This window comes from Corallococcus sp. AB018, assembly GCF_003986945.1.
GTDB classification, from domain to species: domain Bacteria; phylum Myxococcota; class Myxococcia; order Myxococcales; family Myxococcaceae; genus Corallococcus; species Corallococcus exiguus.
Map to the genome: position 1 here is coordinate 17,983 of NZ_RAWR01000007.1, position 12,874 is coordinate 30,856.

At 69.3% G+C, this 12,874-nt stretch carries 12 protein-coding genes; 6 read left to right on the top strand and 6 right to left on the bottom strand.

Annotated elements, in window-relative coordinates; all coding sequences use genetic code 11:
* Positions 1–29: 29 nt before the first annotated feature.
* The 3 genes from D7Y11_RS02735 to D7Y11_RS02745 are packed head-to-tail and all read right to left on the bottom strand — an operon-like array spanning position 30 to position 3,564.
* On the bottom strand, positions 30–1,010 hold the full coding sequence (locus tag D7Y11_RS02735; RefSeq protein WP_121751825.1) for a DUF3108 domain-containing protein: 981 nt from the start codon (positions 1,008–1,010) through the stop codon (positions 30–32).
* Between the two features lie 25 nt (positions 1,011–1,035).
* Positions 1,036–2,721, bottom strand: coding sequence for a DUF4091 domain-containing protein (locus D7Y11_RS02740; protein WP_126932956.1), 1,686 nt, complete (start codon positions 2,719–2,721; stop codon positions 1,036–1,038).
* A gap of 36 nt (positions 2,722–2,757) precedes the next feature.
* Positions 2,758–3,564 carry a DUF3108 domain-containing protein gene (locus D7Y11_RS02745; protein WP_126932957.1) on the bottom strand — a complete coding sequence of 269 codons (807 nt, stop codon included), beginning with the start codon at positions 3,562–3,564 and terminating at the stop codon, positions 2,758–2,760.
* 293 nt (positions 3,565–3,857) lie between these two features.
* Between D7Y11_RS02745 and D7Y11_RS02750 the strand changes: the two genes are divergently transcribed.
* The gene (locus D7Y11_RS02750; RefSeq protein WP_120574921.1) at positions 3,858–4,076 is read left to right on the top strand and encodes a hypothetical protein; all 219 of its coding nucleotides are present in this window, start codon (positions 3,858–3,860) and stop codon (positions 4,074–4,076) included.
* Positions 4,077–4,083: 7 nt separating this feature from the next.
* Here D7Y11_RS02750 and D7Y11_RS02755 read toward each other — a convergent pair whose 3' ends face one another.
* On the bottom strand, positions 4,084–4,752 hold the full coding sequence (locus D7Y11_RS02755; RefSeq protein WP_126932958.1) for a YggS family pyridoxal phosphate-dependent enzyme: 669 nt from the start codon (positions 4,750–4,752) through the stop codon (positions 4,084–4,086).
* Entirely contained in the window at positions 4,749–5,342 is a 594-nt protein-coding gene (locus tag D7Y11_RS02760; RefSeq protein ID WP_120574923.1) for a nucleoside triphosphate pyrophosphatase, read from the bottom strand. The genes D7Y11_RS02755 and D7Y11_RS02760 overlap by 4 nt, the downstream gene beginning before the upstream one ends.
* Positions 5,343–5,406: 64 nt before the next feature.
* On the opposite strand from D7Y11_RS02760, the gene D7Y11_RS02765 reads away from it, so the two are divergent.
* Entirely contained in the window at positions 5,407–6,507 is a 1,101-nt protein-coding gene (locus tag D7Y11_RS02765; RefSeq protein ID WP_121751821.1) for a sensor domain-containing diguanylate cyclase, read from the top strand.
* On the opposite strand, the gene D7Y11_RS02770 is transcribed toward D7Y11_RS02765, so the two are convergent.
* The gene (locus D7Y11_RS02770) at positions 6,508–8,085 is read right to left on the bottom strand and encodes a SurA N-terminal domain-containing protein (protein WP_121751820.1); all 1,578 of its coding nucleotides are present in this window, start codon (positions 8,083–8,085) and stop codon (positions 6,508–6,510) included.
* Between the two features lie 230 nt (positions 8,086–8,315).
* On the opposite strand from D7Y11_RS02770, the gene mreC reads away from it, so the two are divergent.
* From mreC to rodA, 4 genes are read left to right on the top strand one after another with little or no spacing between them, the layout of a single operon-like run.
* Positions 8,316–9,182 carry a rod shape-determining protein MreC gene (gene mreC / locus D7Y11_RS02775; protein ID WP_120574926.1) on the top strand — a complete coding sequence of 289 codons (867 nt, stop codon included), beginning with the start codon at positions 8,316–8,318 and terminating at the stop codon, positions 9,180–9,182.
* A complete protein-coding gene (locus D7Y11_RS02780; RefSeq protein ID WP_120574927.1) occupies positions 9,179–9,679 on the top strand; it encodes a hypothetical protein in 501 nt (166 codons plus the stop codon). Before mreC ends, D7Y11_RS02780 begins: the two co-directional genes overlap by 4 nt.
* Positions 9,676–11,733 (top strand): penicillin-binding protein 2, encoded by a 2,058-nt coding sequence (gene mrdA / locus D7Y11_RS02785; protein WP_126932959.1) that lies wholly within the window; start codon positions 9,676–9,678, stop codon positions 11,731–11,733. Before D7Y11_RS02780 ends, mrdA begins: the two co-directional genes overlap by 4 nt.
* Positions 11,734–11,740: 7 nt before the next feature.
* On the top strand, positions 11,741–12,868 hold the full coding sequence (rodA, locus tag D7Y11_RS02790) for a rod shape-determining protein RodA (RefSeq protein WP_167548497.1): 1,128 nt from the start codon (positions 11,741–11,743) through the stop codon (positions 12,866–12,868).
* Positions 12,869–12,874: the final 6 nt, after the last annotated feature.

Below are 12,874 nucleotides of genomic sequence, written 5' to 3' on the forward strand. Positions count from 1 at the left end.
CGGGCCTGGGGCGGGGTCTCAACCCCGCGTCACCACTTGAGATCTTCCTTGCCCTGCGCCTCCAGGGGTTTTTCACCGGGGCGCTTCACTCCGGTCAGCGTCAGACGCACCGCGCCCAGGTCGATGGCGCCCACGGCGGCCAGGGGGAGGCGGCGGTCGTCGTCGGAAATCCACACGTGGATGTCGCGCGTCTGCGACGGCCGGTCGATGCGCACGGCGGTGCCGGCCAGGTGCCAGGCGTCGAACTCGCCCAGGGGCAGCGACACGTGCTCGCGCTCCACCACGGTGGCCGTCATGCGCCACATGCGGCGGATGCCGTACACGTCGAAGCACACCGGCATGTCCTTCTTCAGGGGCAGCTGGCGGATGAGGTAGATGGCGCCCGCGACGTCCAGGCCGTCCTTGTCGTAGGCGTAGTCGAAGTGGCCCTTGGGGCGATCCCCAATCTGGTAGTCCACCTTGACGCTCTTGTCCTGCGCGCTGAAGTCCACGTTCACCTTGCGGCGCTGCTCGTTCTCCACGGCCTCCTCGGTGTAGCGCGAGGGGCGCAGCGTCTTGGGGTGCAGGTAGCTGGTCGCGCTGCCGCGCACGCGGCGCACCTTGGAGAACAGCGTGTTCGTCTGAGCCTCCACCAACACCGGCAGCGAGCCGTTGGCGGGGCGTTGCACGCGCATGGTGAGCTTGCCCGCCTTCGCGCCCATGGCGTCCATGTCGAACTCGAGCAGCTCCCCCGGCTTGAAGGCGAGCGGGGAGCGCAGCACGGGCAGGCCCTGCTCACACGGCTTCACCGCGACCACGGGCTCGTCCGGGGCCGGGGTGGAGGACGCGTCGCCGGTGTTCTCCGCAGTCGCCGCGGGCTTCGCCGGGTCGGAGGGGTCCGTCACCGTCGGGAGCCTGGAGGGACTCAGGATGTTGATGGGACGGGGCTGGGCCTCCTGGGCCTGTCCCGGGATGGCGCCAAGGGCGCTGAAGGCGAGGCAGGCCGCGACGAGGGTGCGCATGGGCTTCATTCTGCTTCCTCCCAGGGGGGAGTGACTACGGGGTTCCCCCGGAAGTCCGACGTCCGGAGCGCTTCGCTTGTTCAGCCGATTTCCGCTTCACGATGCGCTCGGTCACTTCCTTGCGCACCGCTTCCCATTCCGCCGGGTCCCGCGTGATTTCGTACCCGGACTTCGCCAGCCGCTTCGCCGCCGCCTTGGCGAAGGCTCCGTCGCCCAGGGAGGTGAGCAGGCGCAGGTATTCGTAGTCCTCCAGGCCGTCACGGATGTGTTTCAGCCGCAGGGAGACCACGGGTTGATGCTGCGTACCCCCCAGCTTCGCGGGCGTGCCCGGGTAGAAGAGGGTGCCGTCGCCGTTGCCGCCGAACTCGAAGAGGTCCGCCCAGACATCCTTCTTCGTGTTGTAGGCGAAGACGGTGTCGAAATAGAGCTCGCCGTCCACGCCGCTCTCGAAGGCCAGCGGGCCCATGGCGCGGTTGAGCGGGGCAGGGTGGTCCACCATGTACGAGGCCCAATCGCTGTACGCCTTGTCCAGCGCCCTGTCCGGCGGCGGGCCGCCCGTGCAACCATGGGCCATACAGCTCTGGTACCACCACACCTTCGCGCGCGAGCTCAGCTTCGTGCGAGCGGTCGAGGCGTTGGCCACGTTGTGGCACGTCTGCGGGCCTTCGCGCGGGTAGAAACAGTTGATGATGGGCGTGAGGATGTCCACGGAGCCCATGAGCGCGGGATTCAGCGACGTGGTGACGAGCACCGGGATGTCCCCCCCCGCGTCGCGCACGCGCTTGGACTGCGCCTTCACCAGCGGGAAGTCCGCGGGCTTGGGTTCGTCCTTGGCGTAGAAGAAGAGCTGCGCCTTCCAGCCCTTGTCCTCGAAGTGCTTCTGGAAGGCGCGGTAGTACGCGCTCTTCTCCGCGTCCGTGGAGGCCTTGCGGTTGTCACGCACGTCCGCGGTGGTGAAGCGCGCGCCGGAGGGCAGCACGCTTCCGTCCAGGAAGGGTCCCATCTCCGCGTCGTACGCGGTCCAGTCCAGCACCGCGCGGCCGTCCTGGAACTTCACCGGCGGCGGGTCCATGCCCATGCCGTGCGCGCTCACGCGGTGCTCCAGCAGCGCCTTGCCGTACTCGCGCAGGAGCGCCTTCGCCTCCGGAGACTCCGCCGGGATGCCGTGCCCCTTCGCGATGCTGTACAGCGAGATGCCGAAGCTGTTGGGCAGCGACGACGTCGCGGGCAGTTCGAAGGGCTGCACCTCCACGCGGAAGGGAACGGCCGGCAGCTCCTTTCCATCCACCGCCGCGCTCAGGCTCCCCGCATAGGTGCCAGGGGCCTGCTTCGCCGGAACGCAGACCTCCACGTAGACGACCGTCGGATGTCTGGGATTGGCGGGCGCCGACAGGGGCACCAGCGCGTCGGGCCACGGGCCCGTCTTGCCCTCGCCGTTGGAGGGCGTCTTCACGTCCAGGTAGGCCTCGCGCCACGCGTCCACGGTGAGCGGCGCGCCCGGCCCCTTGAGGGCCAGGGGCTTCATCGTCACGCGCGTCACGCCCTGGGGGAGCACCAGCTGCGTGCCCTCGCATTCACCCCGGGCCGCGCTGAGGCGGGCCTCCTTCGCGCCCTTCGGCGTCGCGTCCGGCCGCACCTTCACCAGCGGCGACACCACCTGCACTCCGCCCGGCGCGGCGGAAAGCGCCGCCGCCACTGCCCATGCCCAACCCACGCCCATGCCCCCTGCCTTCCCCTGGTTGGCGGACGACGCTTTTCAGTCGCCCGAGTTGTCCGCCCGGGCCACCGCCACCACGCGGCCCGGCTTGTAGTCCGTCAGCTCCGCCACGACGGTGCCCAGCGCGAAGTCCGCTTCGATTCGCACCGGCACGTGATGCGCATCCGCGCTGAGGTACGCCACCAGGTCGCGCTTGGATTCCAGCTTGCCGCCGAAGTCGGTGTGCACGCGCACGCGGAAGGTGTCTCGCGCTCCCGCGGGCGTCGTCACCGTCTCGCGGCCCTCCACCGTGGCGCTCATGGTGAACTGCTTGCTGCCGGTGAACACCGGGTAGGAGTAGGAGCGGCCCACCACCAGCTCCTGGCCGCGCAGCGCGAACGTCGCGCCCGCCACGTCCATGGTGCCCTCGGGCAGCGTGTGCTCGGACTCGCGCGGCGGGTCGCTCTCCTTCTGCTTGATGACCTTCGCGCCCGCTCCGTCCGCGGAAAGCTGGATGCGCTGGCGGCGGCGCTTGCGGTTCTCCTCCGAGTGCAGGTCGCTTCCCGTCACCCGCTGGCTGCCCGCGTCCCAGTACGACACGAAGCGGCTCTTGAGCGGGTAGACGCCCACCAGGTCGTCCGACTTCGCCATGGACACGATGGGCCACACGCTCTGGCCCCACTGCGTCATGGGCGCGCCCACCGTCACCGTCGCCGTGCCGGCCGTCAGCCCCAGGTAGCGCACCCGGTACTGGGCCTGCTCACCCGGGCCAAACGCCGCGCCGGTGGGCTCCTGGGCATGCGCCAGCGTGGACCCCAAGAGTCCCACCACCGCCGCCGTGAACCCCCACCTGGACAGACTGCGCATCGGGTGTGCTCCCTTGCTTGCAAGTTAGGTGGCCGGCCCGCCCAAGCCAACCGCGCCCCTCAACCGCCCCCGCCACCGGACATTTCCAGGACGGGCGGCCGTGGGACAGCATTCAAAGCCGTCCGGCCGCCCTCCGGACGCGCCTGGGAAAGACTGACAGGGGACGGAAATGGCGGCCCGCAGGGGTACACGCCCGCAAGGGTCGCTGACAAATGGCGGACAGTCCGGCGCGCCTGCCTGGATGCCTGGCAGGGTACCCCCGGACGCAACGCCCGGTGCTAGCGTCCGGGGCCATGGCCAACGACTTCCACTTCGACGACGACGACTTCGCCAAGGACTCGGGCTCCGGCGGCAGCCGCGTGTTGAAGGAGTTCGACTGTCCCGGCTGCAACGCCAACAACCCCGTGGACGAGACGTTCACCGACGGGGACGAGGTGCGCTGCAACTACTGCGGCTGCGAGTACAAGGCGCTCGTCAACCAGGAGGGGCGGGTGCGGTTCCGCGAGCTGTGAGCGGGCTTCAGGCGCGCTCGCCGAAGATGGCGGTGCCCACGCGCACGGCGGTGGCGCCCTCCAGGATGGCCTGCTCGAAGTCGTGCGTGGTGCCCATGGACAGGGCCGTCAGCGCATGCGTCGCCGCCAGCTCGCGCAGCCGGGCGAAGCCCTCGCGCATCCGCGCCACGTCGTCCGTGGGCGGCGGCAGCGCCATCAGCCCCACCACCTGGAGGTTCGGCAGCTCGCGCACCTGCGACAGGAAGCCGCCCAGCGCGTCCGGGGTGAGCCCGTGCTTGGTGTCCTCGCCGCCCAGGTTGAGCTCCACGTAGCAGGGCAGGGGAGGGGAGCCCGCGCGCCGCTTCGACAGCTCCGTGGCGACGTCCAGCCGCTCCAGCGCATGGAAGGCGTGCGCGACGCGGGCCACGTACTTCACCTTGTTCGTCTGCAGCGACCCGATGGCGTGCCAGCGCAGTCCGTCCAGGTCCTTGAGCTCCTCTGCCTTGTCCCGCAGCTCCTGGGCGTAGTTCTCCCCGAAGTCGCGCTGCCCCGCGGCGTACGCCTCGCGGATGAGCGCCGCGGGCTTGAGCTTGGACACGGCCACCAGCGTCACCGACGACTCCGGACGCCCCGCGCTCGCGCAGGCCTTCGCCACGCGCTCGCGCACCCGCGCCAGGTTGTCCGCCACGCTGCTCATCGCTGACCTTCCGTCCAGGGCAGCGGCATGCCCACGCGCTTCAGCAACGCCAGCGTCTCTCCCAGCGGCAGGCCCACGACGTTGGAGTGGCTGCCGTCAATTCCCTGCACCAGGAAACCGCCCTTGCCCTGGATGGCGTAGGCGCCCGCCTTGTCCAGCGGTTCGCCGGTGTCCGCGTACCAGGCAATCTCATCCGGCGAGAGCGTGCGAAAAGTCACCTGCGTGCGAACCACCTGGGCGTCCCGGGCACGGCCGGCCACCGCGATGCCGGTGAAGACCTCATGGATCCGGCCGGACAGCCGGGCGATCATCCGCCGCGCCTCCGCCGCGTCCCGGGGCTTGCCGAGCAGCTCCGACCCCAGGGCCACGGTGGTGTCCGCGGCCAGCACCCATGCGTCCGGGTGTCGGGTGGCGACCGTGCGAGCCTTCTCCACGGCCAGCCGGAGCACGTAGTCCGACGCAATTTCTCCGGCCATCGGCGTTTCATCGATATCCGCCGCCGCCACGGTGAAGCGAAGGCCCAACTGGGCCAATAAATCCTTGCGCCGGGGCGATGCGGAGGCGAGAACGAAGCGTTCGGTTGGATCCATGGGCGGGTGCGGGATGTTTCGCGCTCGCGGGCCTTAGCAGACTTGCGCTCCAGAGGGCACCTCGATGAACCCCGCGGACCTCCTGTCGGCCATGAAGCGGACAGTGGAGCAACTGGCCGCCTACAACGAGATGGCCAAGGCGCTGACCTCCACGTTGGAGCTGCGCGAAGTGCTCGCGCTGGTGATGCAGAAGGTCAGCGCACTGCTCAAACCGCGCAACTGGTCGCTCATCCTCCAGGACGAGCGCAGCGGAAAGCTCTACTTCGAAATCGCCGTGGGGGAGGGCGCCGAAGCGCTCAAGGGCCTCCAGCTCAATCCGGGGGAAGGCATCGCCGGGGCGGTGTTCTCCTCGGGCGTCGCGCGGCTCGTCCACGACGTGGCCGGCGACTCCAGCTTCGCGCCCCGCTTCGATGAGGCCTCCGCCTTCCACACCCGCTCGCTGCTCGCCGTGCCACTGGTGGCTCGCGAGCGCGTGCTGGGCGTGATTGAGCTGGTCAACGGCCCCACCGAGCCCGGCTTCACGCATGACGACCTCACCGCCCTGTCCGCCATCGCGGACTACGCGGCCATCGCCATCGAGAACGCGCGCAACTTCCGCCGCGTCCAGGAGCTCACCATCACGGACGAGCACACCGGCTGCTTCAACGCGCGGCACCTGCGCGCGCAGCTGGAGCAGGAGGTGAAGCGCTCGGCGCGCTTCCGCCACCCGCTGTCGCTCGTGTTCCTGGACCTGGACCACTTCAAGTCCATCAACGACCGGCACGGGCACCTGGTGGGCAGCGCCACGCTCAAGGAGGTGGGGGACCTGCTCATCAGCCTGGGCCGCCACAACCTGGACGCCGTCTTCCGCTACGGCGGCGACGAGTTCGCGGTGATGTTGATTGAGACGGACAAGGAAGGGGCCCAGGTCATCGCCCAGCGCATCTGCGAGGCGTTCCGCGGCCAGCGCTTCCTGCGCGCGCAGGGGCTGGACGTGGCGCTCACCGCGAGCGTCGGGGTGGCCTCCTTCCCGGAGCACGCCACCACTTCCACGGACCTCATCCGCGCGGCGGACTTCGCCATGTACGCGGCCAAGGGCCGGGGCCGGGACCGCATCGCGGTCTCCGAGGCCCCTTCGGCGGAGGGGACCCCGCTGGAGGTCCCCTACGCCCGCTCCGGCGGGTGACTACCCCGCGGCGCCCAACACCGAGTCGATGGCCTCGTTGTTGGTGACGACGTTGCCGCTCTTCTTCAGCGACTTGAGGAAGGACTCCGTCAGCTCGATCTGCTTGGCCTGACGGGCCTGGGTGCGCAGCTCCTCCTTGCGCTTGTCGAAGCCCGCGGTGTCCGGCTTCTCGCGCTCCACCACCTGCGCGACGATGTTCGCCTCGCCCACGGTGAAGACCTCGCCCAGCACCGCCGGACCGCTGGCCTCGAAGGTGGCCTTCACCAGGCCCGGCGCCGGACCCAGGTGCGGCACGGAGTCACCCTGAGCGGTGAAGCTGTCCGTCTCCACGGCCTCCGGCTTCGTCTCCGCCTCGAAGCGCAGCAGCGCGGGCTGCTGGCCGGCGGGGACCGGGAACTGCTCCTTCAGGGACTTGCCGGCCTTCGCCGCCGCCAGGGCCTTCTCGGCCTCCGCCTTCGCCAGCCCCTTCGCCTGCTCCTGCTTGTAGAGGCTGGTGGCGATCTCGCCCTTCACGTCGTCCAGCTTCTTGGCCTGGGCTTCCTTCTTCTCCTCCACCTTCACCAGGTGCACGCCCAGCGCGGACTCCACCGGCTGCGTCACTTCCCCGGCCTTCAGGGAGAACGCCGCGTCGGCCAGCGCCGGGTCCCACGTGGTGCGCTCCACCCAGCCCAGCTCGCCGCCCTTCAGCTTGGTGGCGTCGTCGTCGCTGCTCGCCTTGGCCAGCGTGGCGAAGTCCTTGCCGCCGTCCAGCTCCTTGCGCAGGCCTTCCGCCTTCGCCTTCGCCTGGGCCTTCTGCTCGGGCGTGGCGTCCGGGGCCACCTTCACCAGAATCTGGCGGGCGCGGATCCGCTCCGGCACGTTGTAGACGAAGCTGTTCGCCGCGTAATAGTCGGCGATCTCCTTCTCGTGCGTCTTCTGGAACTCCGCGAGCTTCGCGGGCGTGGGCGCGGGGACCTTGTCCGCGAACATCGTGGGCAGGAAGCGGGCGAACACCAGCTTCGCCTGGTTGCCTTCCTTCTCGTAGCGGGCGCGGACCTCGTCGTCCGACACCACGGCACCCGTGCGCACCACGTCCAGCATCTTCTGGGCGGCCATCTGCCGGCGCAGCTCCTGCTCGTACTCCTGGGGCGTGCGGCGGTAGAAGTCGCGCAGCACCTGCTGGTAGCGGGCGAAGTCGAACGCGCCTTCCTTGCTATGGAAGTCGGTGTTCTCGTGGATGAGCTTGCGAAGCTCCTCATCCGAGGGGCTGATGCCGTGGCGCTCCGCCGACTGGGCGAGCAGCTCCGCGTTCACCAGCCGGTCGAGCACCTGCTTGTCCAGGCCGAACTGGCGGGCCACCGACTCCGGGATGGGGTTGCCCTGCGAACGCAGGAAGTTCATCTGCCGCGACCAGGCCATGCTGAAGTCGCGTACAGGGATCTCCTTGCCATTCACCGTGGCCACCGCGCTGGCGGTGGGCGCCTGGCTGCCCTTGTCCGCGAACCCGTTGCTGCCAGGGCCGAACTGGAGCGTGAACACCACGGCGATGCCGATGATGAACAGGAGGGAGAAGACCTTCCGGGGATTCAAACCGTCCATTGTGGTCACTTCACGGTCGGAAGCGCCCGCGAATCACCTTGCGGAAGGTCTCGCGGCGCCGTGTTGTTGGTAGCCCGGCCGGTGGGGATGCATGAGTGTCAACACCCCCTCATCCGGGCCTTGACTGCCTAGGACAACAGACCGGAAAATGCAAGCGATTCAGCCAGCTTAGCCCGACCCTCTCCCCCTTCCATCCGCGTCCTTCGCCCACCCCGGGAAAGCCCCCGTCCGTGCTGTCTCTTCTCAAGCGGTACCGCCGCTTCCTCCTCGTAGCCGCCCTCCTCCTGTACCCCCTCGGCGCCTTCCTGCTGGGCGGGCGGCGCGGCCGCGACCCGAACTTCGTCGACCGGGGCGTCATCGCGCTCACGGCCCCCGTGCAGCAGGGGCTCACCGCCGGCATCGACGGCGCCGTGGCCGCGGTGCGCAACTACCTGGACCTGCGCGGCGTCCGTCAGGACAATGACGCGCTGCGGCTGGAGAACCTGCAGTTGCGGGCGACGGTGCAGGCCCTGGGCGAAGCCCGCTCGGAGAACGGGCGGCTGCGAAAGCTGCTGGCGTACGCGGAGGCCGTGCCCGGGCCGGAGATTCCGGCGCGGGTGGTGGGCGTCAATCCGGTGGCCAAGCTCCTGTCGGTGCGGATCAGCAGCGGGGAGAAGGACGGGGTGTTCCGGGGCATGTCGGTGGTGACGCCGGACGGGATTGTCGGGCAGGTCATCCGATCCACGGGCGGCTACGCGGACGTGGCGCTGGTGACGGATCCGCAGAGCCGGGTGGCGGTGCGCGTGCAGCGCTCGCGGGCCCGAGGCACGGCGGCGGGCGCGGGCAGCGGCCCCCTGACGCTGGAGAACATGCTGCGCACGGAGGACGTGGAGGACGGCGACCTCATCATCACCTCCGGCACGGACGGCATCTATCCTCCCGGGCTGGTGGTGGGGCGGGTGACGCAGCTGGAGAAGAAGGAGCACGGCATGTTCCAGGGCGCGGACATCACTCCCGCGGTGGACACCAGCCGGCTGGAGGAGGTGTTGGTGGTGGGCAGTCCGTACAGTGAGATGACCGCCACCGGCGGGGCCTCCACGGAGGGCACGCAGAAATGAAGTTCCTGGTGACCGTCATGCTGGCGCTGGTGCTGCTCACGCTGGAGTCCGTGTTCGTCCAACAGGCAGGGCTGGTGCTGGGCCGCGTGGACGTCACGGTGGTGCTGGTGGCCTTCCTCGCGCTCCGGGCGAGCCTCACCGAGGGGGCGTGCTCCGCCTTCGCGGTGGGCTACCTGCTGGACCTGATGAGCGGCCAGCCCACGGGCCTGTTCACGTTCCTCGCGGTGTTCACCTTCCTGGTGGGCCGCCTGGTGGCGTCGTTCGTGGACGTGCGAGGGCCCGTGGCCTTCGCGCTGTTCGCCATGGGCGCGGACCTGGGGCACGCCCTCTTGTCCACGTTCTTCACGTGGCTCACGCTGAAGGACGGCTCCACGGCGCCGCAGCTCTCCGGCATGCCGGTGCAGCTGGCGCTCACGGGCGTGGCGGCCCTGTTGCTCTTCCCGCTGTTCAAGCGGTTTGAAGTGGCGCAGGAGCGCCCGGCGGGGTTGCTCCGTTGACGCCTCCGACCATTGGCAACACCACTCCAGGCCGGGACCTGAAGCGCCGCTTCCTGTGGCTGGGCCTGGCCATGTCGCTGGGCATGGTGGCGCTGGCCATCCAGCTGTACCGGCTCCAGCTCATCCGCCATGAAGAGTACGCCGCCAAGAGCGTGGCGAACTTCGTGAAGGAGGTGCGCCTGCGCGCCGACCGCGGCGTCATCAAGGACGCGCGCGGCACCATCCTGGTGGACAGCCGTCCGTCGTTCGACGCCTTCGTCACTCCGGCTTTCTGCACGGACTGCTTCGAGCAGGTGATTCCCCGCCTGGGCGAGCTGCTCCAGTGGGACCCCGAGCAGCGCAAGAAGATTGAAGACCTGGTCCGCTCGAGCCGCCGCAACGCGCCCTTCCAGCCGGTGCCGGTGCGCGTGGACCTGACGCGCGACGAGTACGACCGGCTCAACGCCCGGCGCGACATCCTGGACGGCGTGGAGGTGGTGCCCGTGCCGCACCGCAACTACCGCGCGGACACGGTGCTGTCGCACGTGCTGGGCTACATGAACGAAATCACCCAGGAGGAGCTGGAGCGCCTCAACGGGGACGGCGCGAAGTACGCGCTGGGCGACTACATCGGCCGGCGCGGCCTGGAGCGCTACTTCGAGTCCAAGCTGCGCGGGCGGGACGGCGTGCGCAAGGAAGTGGTGAACGCGCGCGGCCAGACGATTGAAGAGCTCAACGACAAGCTGGGGGAGAACGCCGTCATTCCTCCCACGGCCGGCAGCAACGTGGTGCTCTCCATCGACATGCGCCTCCAGGAGGAGGCGGAGCGCGCGTTCCCGGGCGTGACGGGCGCGGTGGTGGCCATCGACGTGAACACCGGCTTCATCAAGGCGCTGGTGTCCCGCCCCGGCTTCGACCCCAATCTCCTGACGGGCCGCGTGACGCCGTCACAGATGGCCACGCTGGCGAGGGATCCGCTCCACCCGATGATCAACCGCGTGGCCGCGGAGCACTACAGCCCGGGCTCCACGTTCAAGGTCGTGACGCAGCTGGCGGCCTTCAAGTCCGGGGCGTTCCGGCCGGAGACGGTGGTGCACTGCTCCGGCGGCTACCGGCTGGGCGCGCGCGTGTGGCGCTGCCACAAGGACAGCGGCCACGGGCCCCTGGACGGCCGGGGCGCCATGAAGGCGTCGTGCGACGCGTGGTTCTACAAGGTGGCGGACACCATCGGCCTGGACCCCATCTCGGAGATGGGCAAGTCGCTGGGCCTGGGCCGCCCCACCGGCATCGGCGTGGTGGCGGAGGTGCCGGGCATCATGCCGTCCAGCGCGTACCACGACAAAGCCTCGCCGGGCGGCTACACCAAGGGCATGGCGCTCAACAGCGCCATCGGGCAGGGCGACGACAACGTGACGCCCCTGCAACTGGCGCTCGTCTACGCGGCCGTGGCCAACGGCGGGAAGCTCTACAAGCCGCAGATGGTGCAGCGGCTGGAGAACCTGGACGGGCAGGTGATGGAGGAGTTCAAGCCGGAGGTGGTGTCTCAGACGGACATCAACCCCGCGCACCTGAAGGCCATCGTGGAGGGCCTGGAGGCGGTGGCGCAGGAGCCCGGCGGCACCGCGTACCGCGCGAAGCTCAAGTCGGGCCTGCCCGCGGACTTCCTGGTGGCGGCCAAGACGGGCACCGCGCAGGTGGCGCGCATCGGCGCCGTGCGTCTGAAGACGCACCAGATGAGCTACTTCGAGCGCGACCACGCGTGGTTCGCCGGCTTCGCCCCCGCGAACAAGCCGGAGCTGGCCGTGGTGGTGCTCAACGAGCACGGCGGCCACGGCGGCGTGGACGCGGCGCCCACGGCGCTGGCCGTGATGAAGAAGTACTTCGAATTGAAGGCGCAGGACGCGACGTCACCGCCGCCCCGCGCCAACCAGCCCTACACGCCGTCGCTGCCGCCGGCGCCCAGCCTGGATGAAGCCTCGCTCACCCGCGCGGTGCCGCCGCCCAAGGTGAACCTGCCGGGAGAGCCCATCCAGCCGCCCTCGGAAACCGGAGACGACAGTGCAACTGCGGATTGAGCGCCGGATGATGCCCCACGTGCCGTGGGGGCTCGTCGTGTGCGTGCTGGGCGTGTGCGCGCTGGGCATCTGGAACCTGGCGTCCGCGTCCCGGCCCCCCATGGCGCCGGTGTGGACCAGCCAGGCGCTCTACCTGGGCGTGGGCCTGGGCGCGGTGCTGATGGTGTGCCTGGTGGACTACCGCTGGATCCAGCGGATGGCCTTCCCCATCTACGTGCTCAACATCCTGGCGCTGCTGGCGTTGCGGCTGGTGGGGCATACGGCCAAGGGCGCGGAGAGCTGGTTCGTCATTGGCCCGTTCCGCCTGCAGCCCGCCGAGTTCATGAAGATTGGCGTCGTGCTGATGCTGGCCAAGGTCTACCACGACGACTTCCAGCCCAATCAGCCGTCCTACGGGCTCGTACGGCTGTGGAAGCCGGTGCTGGTGGTGATGGTGCCCTTCACGCTGGTGCTGGTGCAGCCGGACCTGGGCACCGCGCTGATGATCTTCCTGTCCTCCGGCACCGTCATCCTCTTCGGCAAGGTGCGCTGGTACCTGGGCGCCACCATCGTGGCGGGCGTGCTGGTGGGCGGCCTCATCATCTGGAACGACTACGTCCGGGAGATGCCCGAGCCTCGCAGCACCGTCGTGCGCCACTACCTCAAGAAACACCAGAGCCAGCGCATCTCCGGGTGGTTGGACCCGGAAGCGGACCTGCGCGGCAGCGGCTATCACGCCGCGCAATCCAAGATTGCCGTGGGCTCCGGTGGCCTCACCGGCAAGGGCTGGCGTGAGGGAACCCAGACAGGTCTGCGCTTCCTGCCGGAACAGCACACGGATTTCATCTTCTCCGTGTGGGCCGAGGAGCACGGCTTCTTCTCTTGTCTCCTGTTGCTCGTGCTCTACGGCGGCATCTTCATTCTCGGGCTGGGCGTGGGATTCAGTGCACGAGACCGTTTTGGAGCGTTCGTCGCGGTGGGGGTGGTGGCCACACTTTTCTGGCAGGTGTTCGAAAACATCGGCATGGTCATTGGCCTGTTGCCGGTGACGGGCATCACGCTGCCCCTCATGAGCTACGGCGGCTCCTCGATGCTGTCGGTGATGTTGTGCATCGGGCTGCTGGTGAACATCAGCATGCGCCGTCACATGTTCTGACGGCCG

Excerpts from the sequence above, each read along its gene's own strand:
- D7Y11_RS02735 (WP_121751825.1), bottom strand. The coding sequence starts at position 1,010 with ATGAAGCCCATGCGCACCCTCGTCGCGGCCTGCCTCGCCTTCAGCGCC.
- D7Y11_RS02740 (WP_126932956.1), bottom strand. The coding sequence starts at position 2,721 with ATGGGCGTGGGTTGGGCATGGGCAGTGGCGGCGGCGCTTTCCGCCGCG.
- D7Y11_RS02745 (WP_126932957.1), bottom strand. The coding sequence starts at position 3,564 with ATGCGCAGTCTGTCCAGGTGGGGGTTCACGGCGGCGGTGGTGGGACTC.
- D7Y11_RS02750 (WP_120574921.1), top strand. The coding sequence starts at position 3,858 with ATGGCCAACGACTTCCACTTCGACGACGACGACTTCGCCAAGGACTCG.
- D7Y11_RS02755 (WP_126932958.1), bottom strand. The coding sequence starts at position 4,752 with ATGAGCAGCGTGGCGGACAACCTGGCGCGGGTGCGCGAGCGCGTGGCG.
- D7Y11_RS02760 (WP_120574923.1), bottom strand. The coding sequence starts at position 5,342 with ATGGATCCAACCGAACGCTTCGTTCTCGCCTCCGCATCGCCCCGGCGC.
- D7Y11_RS02765 (WP_121751821.1), top strand. The coding sequence starts at position 5,407 with ATGAACCCCGCGGACCTCCTGTCGGCCATGAAGCGGACAGTGGAGCAA.
- D7Y11_RS02770 (WP_121751820.1), bottom strand. The coding sequence starts at position 8,085 with ATGGACGGTTTGAATCCCCGGAAGGTCTTCTCCCTCCTGTTCATCATC.
- D7Y11_RS02780 (WP_120574927.1), top strand. The coding sequence starts at position 9,179 with ATGAAGTTCCTGGTGACCGTCATGCTGGCGCTGGTGCTGCTCACGCTG.
- rodA (WP_167548497.1), top strand. The coding sequence starts at position 11,741 with ATGATGCCCCACGTGCCGTGGGGGCTCGTCGTGTGCGTGCTGGGCGTG.